Below are 20,718 nucleotides of genomic sequence, written 5' to 3' on the forward strand. Positions count from 1 at the left end.
TCACGCCTCGCCGCGGGCGCGTTCGCGCAGCCGCAGCCAGTTCTTGATGAAGATGTTCGACAGGAAATAGGTGATCGCCCACAGGATGATCATCAGCGCCGCCGAACGCCCGACATTGGTCGACTGGAAGAAGTTCAGATAGGCCTCGACCTGGAAGACGGTGAGCGTGTCGCCCGGCCCTCCCTGCGTCATGGCGTAGATGATGTCGAACTGCTGGATGGAATCGAGCAGCCTGAACAGCGTCGCCGTCAGGATGTAGGGCGTCAGCATCGGCAGGGTGATGCGGAAGAACACGAAGCTGCGCGGCACGCCGTCGAGTGCCGCGGCCTCGAAGGGCTGCGTCGGCAGCGAGCGCAGGCCGGCGAGCAGCAGGATCATGATGAACGGCGTGTAGACCCAGATGTCCACCAGCACCACGGTGAACAGCGCCGTCGATGGCGACGAGGCCCAGCGGAAATCATGCAGCCCGATCAGGCTGGCGAAATAGCTCAGAATGCCGAAGCCGGGATTGGTCATCAGCTTCCACATCAGCGCGGCCAGCGCCGGCGCCGTCATCAGCGGCATCAGAAGCATGATGGAAATGAAATTGTTCAGCGTCGTGCGCTTCTGCAAAAGCAGCGCGATGCCGAGGCCGAGCAGCAGTTCGAGCACGACCGTCAGGCCGGCATAGAGCAGCGACACCTGCAGCGTGTTCCAGAATTTCGGGTCGGTGAAAAAGGCGACATAGTTGTCGAACCAGATGAATTTGTAGCCCCAAGGCTGGCTCAGCCGGTAGCGGTGGAGCGAATACCAGACCGCCGTCAGGAACGGGATGAGGATGCCGATGCAGACCAGCAGCGCCGGCAGGCTCAGCACATAGGGCAGCACGCGCTTGCCGATGCGGAAGCGCGAACGCGGCCGGCCCTGCGACGCTACGGCGGTCATGACAGCTCCGTGTTGTTCGGGTTACCACGGCCGGCCGCCGCAGGGAGTAGCGGACGGCCGGCCGGGCGCATGAGCGGCGCTGAGGGGCAACGCCGCCGATGACCTTTTCACGCAGCCAAAGGCACAGCGTCTCGCCATGCCCCGGCTTGGTCCGCGGCCGGATCGTGGCCCGGCCGCGCTTGGTCCGAATGGTCAGCCCAGCCCGGCTTCCTTGAGCTGTCCGTCGATCGACTGCGCGAGCGCGTCGAGGCCCTCGTCGACCGGCACCTCCTTGGCGACCATCTTCTGCAGCGTCGCCGCCCATTCGGTGGTCAGGTCGAAGAACAGCGGCTGCGGCGTGAACTTGATCGAGGCGCCCGGCGCCGACGCCGTGAACATCTCGAAATAGCCCGGATATTTCTTCAGCTTCTCGACGAACATCTCATCCTTCCAGACCGCGTTGCGGACCGGGTTGACGAAGTCCATCTTGGTCGCGCCGAAAATGGCGTGCTCGACGCTGGAGGCCCACTGCATAAAATACCAGGTCGCATCCTTGTCCTTGGCGTAGCTGGACATGGCGAGCGACCAGATCCAGATGTTCGGCGTCGGCGCAGCGGCGGCCGGATTGGCCTTGAAGCCGTGGAAGGCGAGCTTTCCGGCTTCCTTGGTGCCGCCGTTCTGGAAGTAGCCGAGGATATCGGCGTCGAAGATCATCGCCGACGCGCCGGCGCCGAGATCGGTGCCGACCTGATACCAGGTGTAGGTCGCCCAGTCCTTCGGGCCGCTCTGCTGGATCATCTCGACCCACTTCTTGTGGAAGTCCTTCGATTCGGCCGTATTCATCGCCGCCGACAGTTTGCCGTCGGTGACGTTGAGGTCCTTCTGGCCGAAATTGGCATAGGCCGACAGGAAGCCCGGATGGATGGTCGCCCAGGAGCGCGAGCCGCGCACGCCGACGCCGTAAACGTTGTTGCCGACATCCTTGGTGAGTTTCGCGGCGACCGCGACGAGGTCGTCAAGGTCCTTCGGCGGCTGCACGCCGGCCTTCTCGAACATCGCCTGGTTATAGGTGATGTTGTTCTGCTCGAACCCCCACGGAATGCACCACTGCTTGGCGTCGTCTGAACCAAGCGTGCCGCCGGGCTGGCCGTTCCAGGCGCAGGATTTTCGCACGCCTTCGAGCATGTCGTCCCAGGCATAGGTCGGGCTGGTCTTGGCCGGATCCTTGATCCACTGGTTGAGGTCCTCGGTCCATCCGGCCGGGCCGTAGGTCCAGGTCATGTAGGCGCCGGTCATGAACGCATCGTATTCCGACGAGCCGGAGGACAGCGCCGCCGTGACCTTGTCGAAATACACGTCCTCCGGGAAGACGTCGTAGGTGACGTCCATGCCGGTCAGGTCCTTGAACGCCTGAAGATTGGCAATCATGGCGTCGGCATAGGGGTGCTTGTTGAGCAGCAGCTTGACGCTCTTGCCCTTGTGCGCCTGCCAGTCGAAGTCGGCGGCCATGGCGCGCGACTGGGCCATGCCGAGCAGCGTGCCGCCGGCAGCGGCGCCGACGCCGAGCGCGCCGAGCCCCTTCAGCAGGCCGCGGCGGTCCACCTGCCCGCGCATGAACGCGCCTATCAGGTCTTTCTCTTTCTCGTACATTCCATTCTCCTCCACAGGGTAGTTCGGTTGCGAATTTTGCCGGCTACCCGACCGGCTTTTCCTCCACGAGCGACCGCGCCGTCCGTTCGTCGGTAATGAGGCCGCCGAGATAGCGGCTCTCCAGCACCGACTTGATGGCGCGGGCCTTCACCTTGCCGCCGGCGACGGCGACAATCCTCCTGTTGCGCAGATCCTCCCGCTCGACCGCCAGCACGCGGCCGGACAGCGACGTTTCGAATGGTTTTCCGTTCTCGTCGAAGAAGTGGCCGAGCAATTCGCCGACGCCGCCGCCGCGCTTGACCTCGGCCATCTCGGCCTGCTCGACCATGCCGGTGGCGACCAGCGACGCTTCGCGCTCGGTCGTGCCGATGCCAGCGAACAGCAGGTCGGCTGACCTGGCGAGGTCGAACACCTCGCTGACACCCTTCTGGCCAAGCAGCACCGCGCGGTCTTCCGCTGTGTTGGCGAACATCGGCACGGGCATCACATAGGCTTCCGCGCCGGTGCGCTCCGCCAGCCGGTGGATCACGTCATGCGGATTGGCCGAAAACTTTCGCGTCAGGCCGCCGAGCAGCGAGACGAAACGGATCGAGCCGGCGGACGTGCGCGGTAGATATTCGACGCAGGCGGCAAGCGTACGGCCATGGCCGACGCCGATCAGCGCCGGCTCGCCGCGCTCGATCTCGCGCTTGAGGAATTGCGCGCCGGAAATGCCCAGCGCCTTCAGCGGCAGCGCCTCGTCGTCGAACTCCGGCACCACCTCGCAATAGTCGAGACCATAGCGCTTGCAGAGCGCTGTCTCGAGCACCACGCATTCCGAGACCTCGCCGTCGATATAGACTTTTACCAGCCCCTCCTGGTTGGCCCTGGTGATCAGCCGGTGGGCCTTCAGGCTGGTCAGGCCGAGACGCTTGGCGACCTCCGACTGGGTCAAACCGCCGGCGTAATGCAGCCAGGCGGCGCGCGTCGCCATGCTGCTTTCATCGTCACGGAGGCCGTTTCCAATCCCTGCCATCGACCCATGCTCTGTCGGCGTGGTTTGATAATTTTTTCAAAGGTTGCAAAATTTTTCACGCCTGTCAACGCAGGAAACAAGCGCGAGGCGGTTTCGATAGGTCAAATTATCAACCAACCAGTTGGTCAATGTTGACACGATGTTGCTGGTATTCCATCGTGCGCATTCGACCCACCTATGCCGGTTAGCCGCCATGCCCGATGCCACCATTCTGAAAAGCTGGGGACGCGCGGCGGATGTTCCGCCGGCCGAGCGGGTCGCGGATGCGGCCCTGCTCATCGTCGACATGCAGAACGACTTCGTGCGCGTCGGCGCGCCGCTGGAGGTTCCCGATGCGCGTGCCACGATCGCGCCGATCCGCCGCCTCATCGACGCCTTCCGGGCCGCAGGCCGGCCGGTCGTCTACACGCGCTTTTACGCTCGCGACACGCCGGATCTGATGTGGCTGTGGTCGAAACAGTGCCAGTCGGAGACGAAATGCTGCTGGCAGGGCGTCAAGCGAACTTATGCCGACGCCAGTAGCGCTCTGGAATGCGGCGACGTGATCGATGAACTGACGCCGATGCCCGGCGACGTCACCGTCGACAAGTTCGGCTACGGCTCATTTCATGCCACCGACCTCGACGCGCAACTGCGCGCCCTCGGCGTGCGCTCGCTCCTCATCACCGGTACGGTCACGCAGATCTGCGTCGAGGAAACCGCGCGCGAGGCTTTTCACCACGGCTACCGCACGACGCTGATCTCAGACGGCGTCTCGTCCTTCGCGCCCGACCTGCAGGCCGCGACGCTCAAGAATTTCGCGATGAAGTTCGGCTGGGTGGCGGATAGCGAGACGGCGCTGGGGTGGCTGGAAGCCGCCCGGACAAAATAGATTGAAGATGGCAGATAGGTGATCGACATCGCCAGATGAAAACCGGTGCAGGTCGCTGCGATGGCATGGCCAATCAATCGGCCAGCCAGCGCTCCAGATTCGTCTTCACGAAATCGTCGTCGGCGAGGTCCGCGTGAACCCTGCAGACCCGGTCGATCTCCTCCGCCTGTCCCGGGCTCAGCCCCTCTAGGGGATTGATGCACCAGATGCCTTCCAGCAGCCCTTGCCGGCGCAGCACCTCGTGGCAGCCGGCGATGCAGCCGTGGAAATCGTTGGCGACGTCGAAGAAGGCGGCGTTGCAGTCGGTGACGCGGGCGTCGAGCGCCAGGAGTTCGTCAGGAACCGCGCCCGCCGCGACAGCCGCCTTGATCCGATCGAGCAGGTGCACCGCGCCGCCCGTCCATACAGACCAGTGGCCGAGCAAGCCACCACGGAAACGGACCGTCACCGGCTCGCCGTCACGTATGACCTGAAACGGGATGGCGAGGTCGAGCACGATGTGGTCGTCATTGCCGGTGTAAAGCGTGATGCGGTCCTCGGCGCGGGCCTCGACCAGCCCGCGCATCACGTCGATGGTGCGGTAGCGGTTGAAGGGCGCCGCCTTGATCGCCACGACATTCTCGATCTCGCAGAACCGCTTCCAGAAATTCGCGTCCAGCGGAAGCCCACCCACCGCCGGCTGAAGGTAGAAGCCGACCAGCGGAATCTCGTCGGCCACGCGCCGGCAATGCGCGATGATCTCGTCTTCCGACCTGCCTTTCAAAGCCGCCAGGCTGAGCAGCCCGGCGTGGTAACCGAGGCCGACGGCGGTTCGCGCCTCGCGCACCGCCTGTTCCGTCTGCCCGACGACGCCGGCGATCATCACCAGCGGACGCTTCGTCCACGCGCGCGCGGCCTCCATCGCCAGCGACAGAACCGGCTCATAGAGGCCGACATCGCGGATTTCGAATTGTGTCGTATGCACGCCAACCGCCAGCCCGCCGGCCCCGGCGTCAAGGTAGTAGCGCGTCAGCGCCCGCTGGCGCCTCGGGTCAAACCGCCGCCCGGCATCGAGCGCCAGGGGCTGCGCCGGGATGACGGTTCCGGCGCGAAGCAGGTCGGTAACCTCGGCGGGCAGTTCGCTTCTATGCAGTGCCATATCTGCCCTACGCCTCCAGTGTCAGCGGCAACGCACCGTACGACCACGGCAAACGCGAAAGCCCGATCCGGAAAATCTACCAAGCAAAAGGCGACTGTCAACCAACTGGTTGGTTTCTTCGCAGCGCCGCCAGCGCGAACTCGATCACATGCACGCGCCGCTGGGCGATCGCCTCCGGCGTATTGAGCTTCTTGCCAAAAATCGCCGACAGGGTCGGGTTGTTGGAAAAGTAGAAATACGAGATCCCGGCGATCGAGATGTAGACGTTGACTGGATCCATATCGTCGCGAAAGACGCCTTCGGAAGCGCCTCGCTTCAAAGTCTCGCGCAGCAGTTCCACCAGTGGCCAATGCATTTCCGTCAGTTCCTCGGATTTCGCCGCATGCGGGGCGCCTTGGGCGTTCTCATCGCTCACCAGCTTTATGAATTCAGGGTGCGCCACCAGATAGTCGAAGGAATAGCCGACCAGCGTCCGCATCGCGTCAACCGGCGAGAGGTCGCCGAGGTGCAGCGCCTTTTCCTTCTCGCGGATCTCGGAATAGACCGTCTCCAAGGCGACGCGGTAGAGGTCGTCCTTGTTGCCGAAGTGATGGTAGAGCAACTGCTTGTTGACCCCGGCGCGGTTGGCAATCTCGTCCACGCGTGCGCCGGCAAACCCCTTGTCGGCAAATTCGCTGATCGCCATCGCCAGCAGCGAAGCGCGGGTCGCCGCCGAGTCGCGCGGCTTGGGCTGGCGGACCGGCGCGAGTTTCGCCGCCTTGTCTTTGACCGCGCGTGTCGGTTGTCCCGCCAAGAGTACCCTCCCGTGCTAGCTTTTCCGTGGTAGCTTCGACCAACGGTTGGCTGACTATCCCTCCCGATCCGGACAATCCAGCTATTGCCGACGGTTGTCCAGTGGAGGCGTATATTGACCGGCCGTTCGCAACCGTGATAACCAACTACTTAGTTACTTTCGGGATGGAAAGCAAATGCGGCCCCAGGCCATCGGCGCCCCGGTCCTTCAGAGACTGCCCCGAATTTACTGGGCCTTGGCTGCGCTCGTACTGATCGGCATCGCCTCCGTCCCGCAGTTCCGAACCGTCTCCAACCTCGCCAACGTGCTGGACCAGTCGGCGACGCTCGCCATTCTCGCGCTGGGTCAGGCCTTCGTGATTGCCGGTGGCATGATCGATCTGTCTGTCGGTCAATTGGTCGGGCTGATCACCGTGGTCGCCTGCATGCTGTTCCAGGCTTTTCCGGACATGAGCCTGCTGGTTGTTGCCGGCTGCCTCGCGCTGGCCGCCATGATCGGTCTCATCAATGGCGAGTTGATCAACCGCCTGCGCATGTCGCCGCTGATCCTCACCTTCGGCATGCTGAGCGTGCTGCAAGGTCTTATCTTCATGTTCACCGACCGCAGCATCGGCCAGGTAGCGCCGTCGATCGCCTTCCTCGCCAACGGCCGCCTGCTCGGCATTCCGGTCTCGCTGTTCCTCGTCGCGCTGGTCGCCTTTGCCGCCTGGTACGGATTGCAGCGTTCGATCTTCGGCTGGCATCTGCTCGCCATGGGCAACAGCGCCGATTCCGCCCGCAAGGCCGGGCTGAACCTCTACGGCCTGATCCGCATCGCCTATCTGGTCTCGGGGCTCTGCGCCGGTCTCGCGGCGCTGCTCGTAGCCGGGCGCCTCGGCACTGGTTTCCCCAATGCCGGCAACGGGCTTGAGCTCGACGCCATCGTCGCGGTCGTGCTGGGTGGCACGCCGTTGAAAGGCGGGCGCGTCAGCGTCGTGGGCATCCTCGGCGCGGTGCTGTTCCTCGGCGTGCTCAACAATCTGCTCAACCTGCTGCAGGTGCCGGCCTTCACCCAGATCGTGGTCAAGGGCCTGATCGTCATCGCCGCCATCCTCGCCGACCGGCCGGGCCGGCTGGCGCAGCCGGCATGAGCGCCGTGGCCAGTCCCTTGCCCGAGGGCATGCGCCTGCCTTCGCTTGAAAAGGCGGCAGTGTGGATCGTACTCGCCATTCTGCTGCTGCTTGCCGGTCTCACCTCCGACGCTTTCTTCAAGTTCAACTATCTCGCCAACCTCGTGCGCCAGGCGGCCCCCGTCGGCATCACCGCCGTCGGCGTCACCTTCGTCATGCTGCTGCGCGGCGTCGACCTTTCGGTCGGAGCCATCGTGTCGATGAGCGCCGTCGTCTGCGCGCTGGTCATGGACGGCAAGGCTGAAAACCTATGGCTCGGCATCGCGGCGGCAAGCGCATGCGGCGCGGCGATCGGGCTCGCCAACGGCCTGATCATCGCCCACGGAAAAGTGTCGGCCTTCATCGTCACGCTCGGCATGTCGATCGTCGTCTATGGCCTTGTGCAGATGGGCACGGGCGGCACGGCGCGCGGCATCGTCTCGCCGGGATTCCGCGAGGCGATGAACAGCCGCATCCTCGGCAACACATTGCCGGTTTTGGTCGTCTGCCTGCTCGCCGCAGTCGCCGTCGGTATCTTCCTGCAATCACGCACCCGCTTTGGCCGTGGCGTCTATCTTGTCGGAGCCAATCCCGACGCGGCGCGGCTGGCCGGTCTGCCGGTCGCCCGCATCACCGTCGTCGCCTACATCGTCTCGGGCCTGTTCGCCGGCCTCGGCGGGCTGGCCCTGCTGGCGCGCACCGGCGTGTCCGGCACCAATCCCGGCGCGGGCATGGAGTTCGACGTGCTCGCGGCCGTCGTGCTGGGCGGCACCACCTTCGCCGGCGGGCGGGGCAGCGTCGGCGGCACCTTCGCCGGCGTCATGGTGCTGTTCATCGCGCTGAACCTCGCCAATGTCGCCGGGCTGCCTTTCGCCGCGCAGCTCACCATCAAGGGTCTCATCATCATCGCCGCCTCGGCCGCCCATTCATGGATCGGCAGCCGCGGCAGTGGTCGCAGTCAAGAATAGTCACCACAGAAGGGGAGTAAGAAAATGCATCGCTATCTCAAACCCGTCATCGCCGCCGCGGCGATAATCGGCGCCTTCACGACCGGAGCCTCGGTCGCGCAGGACATGGACCTGACCAAAAAGGAAACCTACGATCAGATCATGAATTGGGCGAAGGAGCCGCTCGACACGTCCAAATACAAGAAGGACGGCGACCTGAAGATCGGCCTGTCGGCCGGCTATCTCAGCAACGCCTGGATCAACTTCACGGCGCAATCGGTTAAATACGAGGCGTCGCTGCATCCGGAGATCAAGGAGGTAAAGGTCACCGACGCCTCCTTCAATCCGACCAAGCAGGCCGCCGACATCGAAGATCTCTTGACCAGCGGCGTCGACGCCATCCTGTTCTGGCCGGTCGACGAGAAAGCCATCCTGCCGGCTCTGCAGAAGGCACATGAGAAGGGCGTGGCCACGATCAACATCGGCTACAATTTCATGCGCGACCCGGCCGTCACCTCCAACGCCTATGTCAACCAGTGGACCTACAGCGAGCAGGTGGCGACCGAATTCGCCAAGTCGCTGAACGGCAAGGGAAAAGTGTTCGCCATGCTGCCGATCGCCGGCTCGTCGGCCGCCGTCGTGCAGCTTGCCGTGCTGCAGGACGTTCTGAAGAACTATCCCGACATGGAGCTGATCAGCAGCGAATACGGCGACTGGGACCGCGCCAAGGCCAAGCAGCTCACTGAAAATCTGTTGCAGCGTTTCCCGGAGATCGACGGCGCCTTCTCGCCGGCCGGCCAGATGTCGATGGGCATCTACGAGGCCTTCGACGAGGCGGGCCGGCTCGGCGAACTGACGCTGTCGCCCGGCGACGACTACAATGGCTGGACAAAACTCGTCGCCAAGGAAGGCAAGTGGGGTTCCGTCACCAGCGGCCTCGAAGTCGGGCGCGAGGCGGTCAAGCAGGCGGTGAATATCCTGACCGGCAAGCCGACCACCACCGCGGTCGTTGTGCCGACGCGCTATCTCGACCCGGCGGAAGCCGCCAAGCTGAACGAGCCGGACCGTCCCGACGACTGGTTCAAGACCGACCTGCCGAAGGAATTTTTGCCGCAGTAAGCAAAACTCTCCGTGCCGCTGCTCGAAACCCACGCGCTGACACGCCGCTTCCCCGGCGTGCTGGCGCTCGACCATGTGGACTTCGCCGCCGACAGCGGCGAGGTCCACGCCGTCTGCGGGGCCAACGGCGCCGGCAAATCCACCCTGATGAACATCCTGTCTGGCACCATTCACCCGACCTCGGGCACGATCGCGATAGCCGGCCAGCCGGTCACCTTCGCCTCGCCCTCCGAGGCGCGCGACGCGGGCATCGCCATCGTCTACCAGGAATTTAGCTCCATCCCCGAACTCACCGTCGCCGACAACATTTTTCTCGGCCGCGAGTTCAAGGGCCGTTTCGGCATCGTCGACCGCCGCGCCGCCTCGCACGCCGCCGCCATCCTGCTGGACCGTTATGGCATTGCCCTTTCGCCGGACGCTCCGGTCGACGCGCTCGGCGTCGCCGACCGCCAACTGGTCGAACTGGCCCGCGCACTCGCCACCGACGCCCAAATCCTTATCCTCGACGAACCAACCGCCGTGCTGTCCATCTCCGAACAAGCAAAACTGTTCGCCGTCATCCGCACGCTGCGCCAAAAAGGCCTGCTGATCCTCTACATCTCGCACCGGCTCGAAGAGATTTTCGAGATCGCCGACAAGGTCTCGGTCATGCGCGACGGCGCGCTGGTCGCCACGCGCGAAAAGGCCGGCCTGACTACGGGCGAACTGGTCCGGCTGATGACCGGCCGCGAGGTTTCCGCCAACACCGCCCCCGCTCCGCTGGCAGGCGGGGCAAGAACAGTTCTCAGTTTGCGCGGCCTCGGCGCGGACGGCGCCCCGATCGACATTCGCCAGGGCGAAATTTTCGGGCTCGCCGGGCTGGTCGGCGCCGGCCGCACCTCGATTGCCCACCGCATCGCCGGCCTGCGCCGCCGCGACGGTTTCTCCGCCGCGCTCGACGGCGCCCCGCTGCCGGACGATCCCGCGAAAGTGCTCGCCGCCGGCATCGTTTACATGACCGAGGACCGCAAGCGTGACGGCATTTTCGGCCCCCTCGCCGTCACCGGCAACGCCACCGCCGCTTCCCTCGACCGCTTCTCGCTCGGCGGCTTCCTGCGGCTCGGGCGCGAGCGCGCCGAGGCCGGCGAGGTCCTGCGCGGCCTCCGCCTCGTCGCCGCGTCGCTCGGCACGCCGATCGGTTCGCTGTCGGGCGGCAACCAGCAAAAAGTGCTGTTCGCCCGTGCATTGCTTGCCCGACCAAAAGTGCTGATCTGCGACGAGCCGACGCGCGGCGTCGACGTCGGCGCGCGGCAGCAGATCTACGCCGTGCTCCGCCGCCTCTCGGCCGAAGGCGTGGCGATCATCCTGATATCCTCGGAACTCAGTGAAGTGCTTTCGCTCAGCCACCGCATCGCCGTCGCGCGCCACGGCCGCGTCTCGGCGGTTTTGGACAATTCCGGGCTCGATGAGCACGCGCTGCTGGTAGCGGCGACGGGGGCGGGCGGCAAGACGACAAGTATGGTGCCCGCTTGATTTCTGTACGGCTTCACCGTACATAGCTCAATAATGCGAATTCGGACGATCAAGCATCGCGGCTTGAAGCGCTTTGTCGAAGACGATGAGCCGCGCGAAATTCGCGGCGATCTTGTCAATCGTGTCCGCAACATAATTGCGGCGCTGGTCGTGGCTCCGGACATGGACGGAGTGCTCGGTCCGCCAGATAGCGCATTCACCAGCTTACCGGCGACCGGGCGGGAACCTGGAGCATCTCCGCATCGGGCAACTGGCGAATTACATTCTCCATCGAAAATGGAGAGATCATCGACCTCAATCTGGAAGACTACCACTGATGAGCGACATTGTTAAAAAGATCGGCATGAAGCCGCCCCATCCGGGCGTTTTCATCCGCGAGGAAGTTCTGGAGCCCCTGAACCTGTCGGTCGCCAAAGCGGCCGAAGCACTTGGCGTCCGGCGCGCAACACTTTCCGATCTGGTGAACGCCAAAGCGGCACTGTCGCCCGAAATGGCGTTGCGCGTGGAAAAAGCCTTTGGCGTCAGTATGGAAACGCTGCTCAGGATGCAGGCTTGGTTCGACACATGGACCATGCGCGAACACTCTGACGATATCCACGTGAAGCGGTTTGTTCCGGACTCGCCATCGCAGAGCTGAGTATCTGTAGGATCATAAGCGAGGATGATTTCTTATCATGGGCAACGGCCTCATCGAGAGAAGCTGGTATGCGTTGGCGCCCGACGGCACAGGCCATGAACTCGTCCTTCGCATCATGACGCCAACATTGCATCCAAAGGGTCACTGGGTAGCGCCGACCTCGCTTGGTGTCTTGGAAGAGCGCATTCATGATATCGCCGGGATTGACGGATGGCAGGCTGTTGGTTTGGCCATGCGGTTTACGGCCCGTATGATCGATCACTACGAAGAGAAGGGTTGGCAATTCTACTGGGAGCAAGACGGAGAGCGACTTCACTCGTCGGATCGTTTCGACTTTGCGTAGGAGTATTTGGCCGAGATTTGTTCTCAGACGTTTCGAATAAGCTACCCAAACTCCGGCCCGGCGGCGACCATTAGCGCGGCAGGCTCGCCCGGCAAACCATGGCGATCGAGCACCATGCGCTCAAACCCCCGGAACGCCTCAAACCCGTGTTTCCCTAGCACCCGGTTCAGCCCTTTGCCGGCGTCGAGTATGTCGAGGATGACCGATCCGGAAACCGCAGCGAGGGCCGCTTCCAGCAAGTCGCGCGCTTCAGCGTCTGAACTTCCGATGAGCGGACCGATCTGGGTAGCGCGCCGGCCTTCGCGGAGGACTACAAAGTTCCGGCCGTCTTCAATGACTGCGGAGCCCGGCCGGTCGAGAAAATTCCGGAGGAGGAAATTACGGTCTCCGCCAAACACCTGGCTGTCGCGTGCGAGGATTTCGCCACAGTCGGTGACCGCAATCCTTCTCTGTAAGCCGTCGCCTACAGATTGCAGTTGGGTAACAGGCTGGCCGCTCACCTTGCCAAAGCCCTCGCCCCGCCAGCGCGCCATGCCGCACTGGCTGCGGAAACCGAGCCGGCCGTAGACCAGCGCGCCTTCCGGCGTCGCATCCAGCAGCGACGCACAGCCTCGCGCGCGCAAGGCCGCGATGCAGCGGTTCATCAGCCGCGAAGCAAGACCGCGCCGCCGCCAGTCCGCCGTCACCAGCACCATCGACACCCATCCAAAACCGCCGCCGTAGGGCAGGATCGCCGCCGTTGCGACCAGCCTTCCGCCGGCGCGGACGCCGAAAACCTCGCCGTGATCGATGAACACAGCCCAGTCCGCCGCCGTCTGGTTCCAGCGCGCTTCGTCGGAAAGCAGCAGCGCGTCGGCTATGTCGGCATGGCCGAGGACGACGTCCTCAATAGCTGCCACTTCTGACCTCGAATTTCGTCGGCTTGCCAAAACTGCGGCCGCCCGCAAGCTGCCAGTCGGCCACCCAGTCGAGCATGGTCAGCACCGGCACCGCCGGATAGCCGAAAAGCTGCGCGGCGCGCGCCGTGTTGGTCAGCCAGGAGCGGTCCGCCTCCTCGCCAACGATCGCCGGCTCCTTGCCCAGCCGCTTGCCGAGTTCGGCCGCCAGCCAGCGCACCGACAGGATTTCTGGGCCGCTGACATTGATCGGCATCGGCGGCGTGGCGCAATGCGCGAGGCAGCGCAGCGCCTGCGAGCAGGCGTCGCCCTGCCAGATGACATTGACATGCCCCATCGACACGTCGATCGGCTTGCGGTCAAGAATGTTCTTGGCGATGTCGTGCAGCACACCGTAGCGCAGGTCGATCGCGTAATTCAGCCGGAATAGCAGGCCCGGCGTGCCGTGGACCTTCGAATAGTGTTCAAACATGCGTTCGCGCCCGAGACAGGTGATCGCATATTCGCCCGGCGGGTCCGGCGGCACGTCCTCGGTGCTGCCGCCCTCGCGCACGGTCGCGAAAGGATAGACGCAGCCGGTCGAGAACGCGACGATCCGCGACGCGCGAAAGATGTCGGCGACGGTCGCCGGCACCTGCACGTTCATCGCCCAGGTCTGGCCGGGATCGGCCTGCGCTCCGAACTTGAAGCCAGCCATGAACACGACGTTCTCGATCCGCGGCAGTTTTTTCACGGCCTCGGCGTCGAGCAGGTCGCAGGCAAGCGTTTCGATGCCGTTCTCCTCGAGTTCCTCGCGCAACCCTGCCGCCGTGAAGCGCGCCACCGCCACCACCCGCTTCGAGGGTGCCGCGCGCTTGGCCATGCGCGCCAGCGTCGGCCCCATCTTGCCGCCGACACCGAGGATCAGGATATCGCCCGGCACCCGCTCCAGGTCACCAACCAGTTCCGGCGACGGCGCCGACATGAACTCGTCCAGAAGCGCCTCGCTGCCGAAGGATTTCGGGATTGGGTCTATGGGCGACATATGGCTGTCTCTACGCTTCCTGTCTTCTAGGCGGCCTCACGCCCCCTCCACCGCCGTCGCCGGTCGTCCTTCGAACCCCCGCTTCGCAGGGGAAGACCGACGGCACCGCCGGCACGTCCTGGATCCTCCCCCGTTTACGGGGGAGGGGAACCATGCGAAGCATGGTGGAGGAGGCGCAAGCTAAACATCAAGCCGACACCCCCGGCCTTCTCCCCGCCCACGGCATCTCCTGCTCCAGCACCGTCGCCAGCGCCAGGATGGTCGCCTCGTCGCCGTAGCGGCCGACCGCCTGCACGCCGATCGGCACGCCGGATTTTGACATGCCAACGGGAATCGACATCGCCGGCTGCCCGGACATGTCGAACGGGAACATGAAGACCCCATCGCTCCAAAGATCATTATAGGCGTCGAGATCGGTCATCGACATGTCGTAGAAGCCGACTTGCCGCGGCAGGTGGGTCAGCGTCGGCGTCAGGAAAATATCGTAGGCGTCGAGATCGAGTGCGATGGCGCGGCCCATCTGACGCACGGCTTCGACATCCGAAATATGACTTATACCGCTGGTCGCCCTACCGCGCTCGATGATCGCCCAGGTGATCGGCTCGACATCGTCCTTCGTCGCCGGCCGCCCGACCACTGCCGAGAGCCAGTCGAAGATCGCCGCCGTCTGCACGCAACTCATATGCGTGTAGGTCTTCCAGGCATTGTCGGCGTCGAGCGCCATATTGTGCTCCTCGACCCTGTGGCCGAGGCTTTCCAACCGCTTGGCCGTGTCGAAAACCACCTGCCGGACCTCGGGGTCGATCCCGCGCCCGTCCGGCGGCGTCACCGAATAGCCGATCCGCAATTTCTTCGGCGCGCGGCGCGACAGCTCCAGCCAGCTCCGGTCCGGCACCGGCGGCTGGTAGGGATCGCCCGGCAGCGCGCCGGCGACCGCGTCGAGATAAGCGGCGGTGTCGCGCACTGTGCGGGTGTTGGCGAGGAAATAGGCGCAGCCATGCCAGGCATCGGCATAAGGGGCCATGGTCACCCGGCCGCGCGACGGTTTCAGGCCAAGCACGCCGCAGCAGGAGGCCGGCACGCGGATCGATCCGGCGGCATCGCTGGATTCGGCCACCGGCACCATGCGCGACGCGACCGCCGCGCAGGACCCGCCGCTGGAGCCGCCGGCAGTCAGGTCGGCGCGCCAGGGATTGACGGTCGCGCCATAAAGTTTCGGCTCGGTCGAGATCGACCAGCCATTCTCAGGCGCGTTCGATTTGCCGACAAGCAGGAAACCGGCCTTCTTGATGCGGGTGACGACCTCGGCATCGAAGTCGGACACGACGTCCTTGAGGTAATAGGACGAATTGGTGTTGGGCGAACCTTTCCACGAGGTCGCCAGTTCCTTGAGCAGATAGGGAACACCGGCGAAAGGCGCATCGCCGGCCACGCCGGCCGCCGCCTCGCGCGCCATGTCGTAGTGCTTGTGGATCACGGCGTTCAGCGTCGGGTTCAGCTTTTCGATGGTAACGACCGCCGCCTCCACCAATTCCAGCGGCGACACTTCCTTCTTGTGCACCAGTTCGGCGAGCCCAAGCCCGTCTGACTCGGCATAGGTGCGCAAAAAACTTTCGGTGACTTCGGCCAATTCTTCCTCCCTCAGTTCCCTAAAAATTCAGCGCCGCGTTCGGCGATCATCATCACGGTCGCCATGATGTTGCTGGCGACCACGTCAGGAAACACGGAAGCATCGCAGACGCGCAAGCCCTCCAGTCCATGGACGTTGAGCGTGGCCGGATCGACCACGGCCTCGTGGTCCACTCCCATCCGGCATGTGCTGGTCGGGTGATAGATGGACTGGCATTGAGCGCGCACGAAGGTGGCAATTTCCGCGCGGCTCAGCGCCTCCACCGACGGGGACATCTCGGCCAGTCCAAGGCCCGCCAGCGTCCTGGTCGCCGCGATGCTGCGACTCAACCCGACCGCATCGACCAGCGTCGAAAGGTCCTCGCCTTCGGGATCGGACAGGTATTTCGGGTCGATGGCCGGATGCATCAGCGGGTCGGCGGAACGCAGCGTCAGCGTGCCGACGCTCTTCGGCCGCTGCAAGACGGTGAACATCGAGATGCCCGGCACGATCGACATATAGCGCGCGTGGTCGCGGTGCGGGGTGGCGATGCCGTAGATCTGCAGGTCCGGCTCGGCCAGGTCCGGCCGCGATTTCGCCTGGCCGCCGCTGGTCGACCAGGGATTGGCCAGCGCGCCGGTGCGCCGGTCGCCCCATTCCTCGGCAGCCTCGGCCCACTCCGTCTCGCTGATGCCGCCGATGCCGAATTTTTCGCGCGTCGAAAAGCTGACGACGACGTTGAGATGGTCCTGCAGGGAGCGACCGACACCGGGCAGGTCGTGCACCGGCACGACGCCGCGCGCCTTCAGTTCGTCGGCCGGGCCGACACCCGACAGCAGCAACAGGTGCGGGCTGTTCACCGTGCCGCCTGCCAGCACCACGTCGCCGCCGGCGAAAGCCGCCTCGACCCTGCCGAAGTGCAGGTACTCGACGCCGTGCGCCCTGCCCTTCTCGATCAGGATTTTTGTTACCGTCGCCGAGGTAACCACCGTCAGGTTCGGCCGCGACAGCGCAGGATCGAGGAAGGCGGTGGCCGGGCCACAGCGCTCGCCATCCTTCATGAACACCTGGAAGAAACCGCAGCCATATTGGTCGCCGCTGTTGAAGTCCTCATTGAACGGCAGGCCGTATTCCTTCGCCGCCTCGACCCAGAGCTTTTCCGCCGGATCGTGGTTCGGCACATCCACCACCAGCAATTCGCCCTCGGCTCCGTGCATGGGCGAGTTGGCGAGGCGCGGATTGTTCTCCGACTTGCGGAACCAGGGCAGCACGTCGCCGAAACCCCAGCCTTCGCAGCCCTTGCTTTGCCATCGGTCGTAGTCCGAGGGCGAGCCCCGCATATAGACCATGGCGTTGGTCGATCCCGAACCGCCGAGCAGCCGCCCGCGCGGCCAGGCGATGCGGCGGCCGAAGCAGCGCGCCTGCGGCACCGTGTGGTATTTCCAGTCGTATTCGGTGTCGATCAGGCTGATCCAGGCGCCGGGCATTTTTGCGCCGACCGGCATCTCCGCCGGGCCGGCTTCGAGCAGCAGCACCTTTCGACGGGCATCGGCGCTCAGCCGGTTTGCAAGCACGCAGCCCGCCACCCCCGCGCCGACGATGATGACGTCGAAATTGCTTTTCATGTTTTCAAGCGGCCCGTGCCCGCCGGCGCATGCGCCGGTGCGCGGCTAACAAAGGCAATGGAGCATGGTATGAATTGGGACATCGAAACGCGCCCGGTGCAATCGACTCCATCATCCTAGCAGGCTCGGCAGATCAGTCAACCAACTGGTTGGTTTTAAACGATCCGCTTGTCGTCGTGAATTAGCGTTATATAAAACTGACCCCAACGATCAGCATGTTCCGAGAAATGACCGACGGATTGCCGTCGGAGAATTCGTTCCTGCCCGCTAGCCTCTGCTTCAATCTCCGGCCCACCCGCAGCAACTTGACCGCCTCCTGCTCATGGCATCGCAGGAGCTTGGACCGTCACGCCGGGACGGCTCAAAACGTCCCTTGCGTCAGTTCGCAAGGGGTCCGCGTCAGCCCGAAACGCTTTTCGTTCGTGCATTTTCACGACAACTCATTGAAATCGCTGAAAATTGTGAACTTGACACACGCTCTGGCGGGCCATTCCCACAATGTCTTCGTAACTGCAACGGTTCATTGCTTGCGTCGTCACATCCGGCCGGTCACTCCGGGAAAAAGTTCGGTCCCACCACCCGCACCGGCCGGTTGTCCGGCATTTCGGCCAGAGCCGGCGACGGCGCCTTCTCCTCGCTCAACGCCATCAGCGGCGGCGCCCCCTCCGGCCGCTCCTTGGGCAGCGGGATGACGGCGTTCTTCATGTCTGACGGGGTCACCGTCCTTGCCCGCGCTTCCTCGACGCGGCGATAATAGCTCGGGAAGTCGCAGCCTTGGAAGTTCACGGTTTCGCGGTAGGCAAAGGCGGTCGGCAGTTCCTTGTACGGCTTGCCGGTCTCAACCGACACCATTTCCTCGGTCTCCAGTCCCGGATCGTCCAGCCTGTAGACCGAAGTCTCGCTGCCCTTGCAGATGTAGCCGCACTGATCGACCGTATCCTTGTAGTCGCTGGAATCGACGAACTGCGCGCCCGGAACCGGGAAGAAATAGCCGTCGCTCATGCGCACGCAATAAAGCATGGCGTTGCTGCCGACATAGGGTCCGGACGGGGCGGACCGCTTCGCAACGGTGGTGGCCCGCCGCTGATTGAACTCGCACCCCATGGCCGCGGCCCGCGCCCGCCAGACCGCCGCGCCGCCGTCTCGCGACTTGGCAAGTTGGCGTTGCACCTCGGCCTTGCGATTCCGCAGGTCGGCGCAGGGATCGAAAAATCCGCCACGGCTCTTGCCCGAGCATTGGCGCTTGCGCTCCAGCGCCTGCAAAGCCGCGAGCTGCCGGCTCAAGGCGGCCGTCTCGGCCGTGCCGCCGCCGCCGCGCGCGGCCATCCGCAAGAGGTCCGAACAGCTTTGCGCATAGGCGGATCCGGCAAGGGCGACCGCGATGAGAACCGCGACGCCAAGCCGGGATACCAGGCCGCGCAGTGCCGCCTCCACAATCGAGAACCGGCACGAACCGCGATTGCCCCGCCGTTTCAGCGGGCCTCGGAAGCCGCAAAGATCAAAAAAGGTAACACGCAGCATATCCCACCACCCCAGATTGCCGTGGAAACGCGTGACGGACGCATTGGCAGCAACCCCGGAAAAGGTCAATCGCCGGGCTTGAAAGCAACGAAATAGGGTTAAGGTGTCTTCTATCAAGGCAATACAAGCCTTTATCCCGGCTTGCTCTTGAACCGACCGCGAAAAAGTCTCGAAAATGTGATTGGCGGCGACCCCGGGCGCCGAGCCCCGTCCTCGCGGCCCGCTGCCGCCGAGCGGGACAGCGGGGCGGACGCGCTGGAAAGCCCGTCAGGCCGCCTTCTTGCGCGCCAGCCTCGCTTTGATGCTGTCGACGTCGGCGCGCGGCGTCGCGGCGAACAGCGTCTTTGTATAATTATGCTGGGGGTTGGAGAACACGGCGTCGCGGCTGCCATATTCGACCGCCTCGCCGAAATACATGACCATCACGTCGTCGGCGATGTAACGCACCACCGACAGGTCGTGGCTGATGAAGACGTAGGTCAGTTGGAACTCGTCCTGAAGGTCGGCCAGAAGGTTCAGCACCTGCGCCTGCACCGAAAGGTCGAGCGCCGAGACCGGCTCGTCCAGCACCAGCAGGCTCGGGTTCAGCATCAGGGCGCGCGCAATCGCGATGCGCTGGCGCTGGCCGCCGGAGAACATGTGCGGATAGCGGTTATAGTGTTCGTGCCCCAGCCCGACCTTCTTGAGCATCCGCATTGCGAGATCGCGCCGCTCCGCGGCACTTTTGTCGGTGTTGATCACCAGCGGCTCGCCCAGCACGTCGCCGATCTTCTGACGCGGATTGAGCGACCCATAAGGATTCTGGAAAATGATCTGCACCTTGCGGCGCATTTCCGGCGAGAGGCCGTCCTTGGCGATATCGACCTTCTTGCCCTCGATCAGCAGGTCGCCGGAGGTCGCCGCGTCGATCAGCGTGATGATGCGCGCCAGCGTCGACTTCCCGCAGCCGCTTTCGCCGACGATCGCCAGCGTCTTGCCCTTGTCGACCTTGAAGCTGACGCCCTTGACCGCGTGGATCGTGCGCGCCTTGGTGAACAGGCCGCCGGCGACGTGGTAGTCGCGGACGATGGTCCGGCCTTCGAGGATCGGTTCGGCCATCAGGAAACCTCCTCGAACGGCTTGTCGCCGATGATGTCGGCAATGGTCGGTAGACGGTTGCCCGTGGCGTTTTCTGGCAGAGCCGACAGAAGCGCCCGCGTATAGTTGCTGCGCGGCGCCGCGAACAGGGAAAGCACGTCGGCCTCCTCCATCTTGCGTCCCTTGTACTGGACGATGACGCGGTCGGCGGTTTCCGCCACCACACCCATATTGTGGGTGATCATGATCAGCCCCATGCCATATTTGGCTTGCAGCCCGACCAGCAGATCGAGGATCTGCTTCTGGATGGTTACGTCGAGCGCCGTCGTCGGCTCATCTGCGATAAGCAGCTTTGGGTTACAGGCAATGGCGATGGCGATCATGACGCGCTGGCACTGGCCGCCCGACATCTGGTGCGGATAGGAGGACAGCCGCTCGGCCGGGGTGGGAATGCCCACCAGCGTCATCAATTCGACCGCGCGGGCGCGGCGGGCGGCGCGGTCAAGGCCCATGTGAACACGCAGCACCTCCTCGATCTGGAAACCGACGGTGAAGCAGGGGTTCAGGCTCGCCATCGGCTCCTGGAAGATCATGGCGATGTCCTTGCCGATGATCTTGCGCCGGTCGGCGGCCGTCAGGGTCTGCAGGTCGACGCCGTTGAACAGCATGGCGTCGGCGGTGACCATTGCGCTGGGCGGCAGCAGGCCCATGACCGCCAGCATCGACACCGACTTGCCGGATCCACTCTCGCCGACGATTGCCAGCACCTCGCGCTCGCTGACCGACAGCGAAACGCCGTCGACCGCCCGGAACCGTCCGGACGCGGTCTCGAACTCGACGACGAGGTTTTTGATCTCTAGCAAGGGCATTTTTGCTTCCAGCCGTTGAACA

General features: G+C 64.2%; 19 protein-coding genes. 7 read left to right on the forward strand and 12 right to left on the reverse strand.

Going from position 1 to position 20,718, the window contains the following annotated elements; translation table 11 throughout:
• The 3 genes from ABMA59_RS10680 to ABMA59_RS10690 all read right to left on the reverse strand — a co-directional run bounded on the left by ABMA59_RS10680 (position 1) and on the right by ABMA59_RS10690 (position 3,568).
• Complete coding sequence (locus ABMA59_RS10680; RefSeq protein ID WP_349005328.1) at positions 1–924, reverse strand: carbohydrate ABC transporter permease; 924 nt, start codon at positions 922–924, stop codon at positions 1–3.
• Positions 925–1,116: 192 nt separating this feature from the next.
• Positions 1,117–2,553, reverse strand: a complete 1,437-nt coding sequence (locus ABMA59_RS10685; protein ID WP_349005329.1) for an ABC transporter substrate-binding protein — start codon at positions 2,551–2,553, stop codon at positions 1,117–1,119.
• Positions 2,554–2,596: 43 nt separating this feature from the next.
• On the reverse strand, positions 2,597–3,568 hold the full coding sequence (locus ABMA59_RS10690) for a sugar-binding transcriptional regulator (RefSeq protein ID WP_349005330.1): 972 nt from the start codon (positions 3,566–3,568) through the stop codon (positions 2,597–2,599).
• 193 nt (positions 3,569–3,761) lie between these two features.
• On the opposite strand from ABMA59_RS10690, the gene ABMA59_RS10695 reads away from it, so the two are divergent.
• Complete coding sequence (locus ABMA59_RS10695) at positions 3,762–4,439, forward strand: cysteine hydrolase family protein (RefSeq protein WP_349005331.1); 678 nt, start codon at positions 3,762–3,764, stop codon at positions 4,437–4,439.
• A 73-nt stretch (positions 4,440–4,512) separates the two neighbouring features.
• On the opposite strand, the gene ABMA59_RS10700 is transcribed toward ABMA59_RS10695, so the two are convergent.
• The gene (locus ABMA59_RS10700; protein WP_349005557.1) at positions 4,513–5,571 is read right to left on the reverse strand and encodes a dihydrodipicolinate synthase family protein; all 1,059 of its coding nucleotides are present in this window, start codon (positions 5,569–5,571) and stop codon (positions 4,513–4,515) included.
• A gap of 103 nt (positions 5,572–5,674) precedes the next feature.
• On the reverse strand, positions 5,675–6,370 hold the full coding sequence (locus ABMA59_RS10705) for a TetR/AcrR family transcriptional regulator (protein WP_349005332.1): 696 nt from the start codon (positions 6,368–6,370) through the stop codon (positions 5,675–5,677).
• Between the two features lie 235 nt (positions 6,371–6,605).
• On the opposite strand from ABMA59_RS10705, the gene ABMA59_RS10710 reads away from it, so the two are divergent.
• From ABMA59_RS10710 to ABMA59_RS10740, 6 genes are all read left to right on the forward strand, one after another.
• Positions 6,606–7,499: an ABC transporter permease gene (locus tag ABMA59_RS10710; RefSeq protein WP_349005333.1), complete on the forward strand. Its 894-nt coding sequence runs from the start codon at positions 6,606–6,608 to the stop codon at positions 7,497–7,499.
• Positions 7,496–8,485, forward strand: coding sequence for an ABC transporter permease (locus ABMA59_RS10715; RefSeq protein WP_349005334.1), 990 nt, complete (start codon positions 7,496–7,498; stop codon positions 8,483–8,485). The genes ABMA59_RS10710 and ABMA59_RS10715 overlap by 4 nt, the downstream gene beginning before the upstream one ends.
• A 24-nt stretch (positions 8,486–8,509) precedes the next feature.
• The gene (locus ABMA59_RS10720; RefSeq protein WP_349005335.1) at positions 8,510–9,583 is read left to right on the forward strand and encodes a substrate-binding domain-containing protein; all 1,074 of its coding nucleotides are present in this window, start codon (positions 8,510–8,512) and stop codon (positions 9,581–9,583) included.
• A 12-nt stretch (positions 9,584–9,595) separates the two neighbouring features.
• Positions 9,596–11,095, forward strand: a complete 1,500-nt coding sequence (locus ABMA59_RS10725; protein WP_349005336.1) for a sugar ABC transporter ATP-binding protein — start codon at positions 9,596–9,598, stop codon at positions 11,093–11,095.
• A 316-nt stretch (positions 11,096–11,411) separates the two neighbouring features.
• A complete protein-coding gene (locus tag ABMA59_RS10735; RefSeq protein ID WP_349005337.1) occupies positions 11,412–11,732 on the forward strand; it encodes a HigA family addiction module antitoxin in 321 nt (106 codons plus the stop codon).
• 37 nt (positions 11,733–11,769) lie between these two features.
• A complete protein-coding gene (locus tag ABMA59_RS10740; RefSeq protein ID WP_349005338.1) occupies positions 11,770–12,075 on the forward strand; it encodes a hypothetical protein in 306 nt (101 codons plus the stop codon).
• Positions 12,076–12,116: 41 nt separating this feature from the next.
• Here ABMA59_RS10740 and ABMA59_RS10745 read toward each other — a convergent pair whose 3' ends face one another.
• The 7 genes from ABMA59_RS10745 to ABMA59_RS10775 form a co-directional block, all read right to left on the reverse strand.
• Entirely contained in the window at positions 12,117–12,974 is an 858-nt protein-coding gene (locus tag ABMA59_RS10745; protein ID WP_349005339.1) for a GNAT family N-acetyltransferase, read from the reverse strand.
• Positions 12,961–13,995 carry an NAD-dependent epimerase/dehydratase family protein gene (locus tag ABMA59_RS10750; protein WP_349005340.1) on the reverse strand — a complete coding sequence of 345 codons (1,035 nt, stop codon included), beginning with the start codon at positions 13,993–13,995 and terminating at the stop codon, positions 12,961–12,963. Before ABMA59_RS10750 ends, ABMA59_RS10745 begins: the two co-directional genes overlap by 14 nt.
• Positions 13,996–14,182: 187 nt before the next feature.
• Positions 14,183–15,625, reverse strand: coding sequence for an amidase (locus tag ABMA59_RS10755; RefSeq protein WP_349005341.1), 1,443 nt, complete (start codon positions 15,623–15,625; stop codon positions 14,183–14,185).
• An 11-nt stretch (positions 15,626–15,636) separates the two neighbouring features.
• On the reverse strand, positions 15,637–17,229 hold the full coding sequence (locus tag ABMA59_RS10760; RefSeq protein ID WP_349005342.1) for a GMC family oxidoreductase: 1,593 nt from the start codon (positions 17,227–17,229) through the stop codon (positions 15,637–15,639).
• 549 nt (positions 17,230–17,778) lie between these two features.
• A complete protein-coding gene (locus tag ABMA59_RS10765) occupies positions 17,779–18,750 on the reverse strand; it encodes a DUF2865 domain-containing protein (RefSeq protein ID WP_349005343.1) in 972 nt (323 codons plus the stop codon).
• A 267-nt stretch (positions 18,751–19,017) separates the two neighbouring features.
• Positions 19,018–19,848, reverse strand: a complete 831-nt coding sequence (locus ABMA59_RS10770; RefSeq protein WP_349005344.1) for an ABC transporter ATP-binding protein — start codon at positions 19,846–19,848, stop codon at positions 19,018–19,020.
• A complete protein-coding gene (locus ABMA59_RS10775; protein WP_349005345.1) occupies positions 19,848–20,696 on the reverse strand; it encodes an ABC transporter ATP-binding protein in 849 nt (282 codons plus the stop codon). The genes ABMA59_RS10770 and ABMA59_RS10775 overlap by 1 nt, the downstream gene beginning before the upstream one ends.
• Positions 20,697–20,718: the final 22 nt, after the last annotated feature.

Source organism: Mesorhizobium yinganensis (assembly GCF_040081985.1).
GTDB classification, from domain to species: Bacteria; Pseudomonadota; Alphaproteobacteria; order Rhizobiales; family Rhizobiaceae; genus Kumtagia; species Kumtagia yinganensis.

Excerpts from the sequence above, each read along its gene's own strand:
- ABMA59_RS10765 (WP_349005343.1), bottom strand. The coding sequence starts at position 18,750 with ATGCTGCGTGTTACCTTTTTTGATCTTTGCGGCTTCCGAGGCCCGCTG.
- ABMA59_RS10685 (WP_349005329.1), bottom strand. The coding sequence starts at position 2,553 with ATGTACGAGAAAGAGAAAGACCTGATAGGCGCGTTCATGCGCGGGCAG.
- ABMA59_RS10750 (WP_349005340.1), bottom strand. The coding sequence starts at position 13,995 with ATGTCGCCCATAGACCCAATCCCGAAATCCTTCGGCAGCGAGGCGCTT.
- ABMA59_RS10715 (WP_349005334.1), top strand. The coding sequence starts at position 7,496 with ATGAGCGCCGTGGCCAGTCCCTTGCCCGAGGGCATGCGCCTGCCTTCG.
- ABMA59_RS10760 (WP_349005342.1), bottom strand. The coding sequence starts at position 17,229 with ATGAAAAGCAATTTCGACGTCATCATCGTCGGCGCGGGGGTGGCGGGC.
- ABMA59_RS10690 (WP_349005330.1), bottom strand. The coding sequence starts at position 3,568 with ATGGCAGGGATTGGAAACGGCCTCCGTGACGATGAAAGCAGCATGGCG.
- ABMA59_RS10695 (WP_349005331.1), top strand. The coding sequence starts at position 3,762 with ATGCCCGATGCCACCATTCTGAAAAGCTGGGGACGCGCGGCGGATGTT.
- ABMA59_RS10720 (WP_349005335.1), top strand. The coding sequence starts at position 8,510 with ATGCATCGCTATCTCAAACCCGTCATCGCCGCCGCGGCGATAATCGGC.
- ABMA59_RS10775 (WP_349005345.1), bottom strand. The coding sequence starts at position 20,696 with ATGCCCTTGCTAGAGATCAAAAACCTCGTCGTCGAGTTCGAGACCGCG.
- ABMA59_RS10770 (WP_349005344.1), bottom strand. The coding sequence starts at position 19,848 with ATGGCCGAACCGATCCTCGAAGGCCGGACCATCGTCCGCGACTACCAC.
- ABMA59_RS10680 (WP_349005328.1), bottom strand. The coding sequence starts at position 924 with ATGACCGCCGTAGCGTCGCAGGGCCGGCCGCGTTCGCGCTTCCGCATC.
- ABMA59_RS10735 (WP_349005337.1), top strand. The coding sequence starts at position 11,412 with ATGAGCGACATTGTTAAAAAGATCGGCATGAAGCCGCCCCATCCGGGC.
- ABMA59_RS10740 (WP_349005338.1), top strand. The coding sequence starts at position 11,770 with ATGGGCAACGGCCTCATCGAGAGAAGCTGGTATGCGTTGGCGCCCGAC.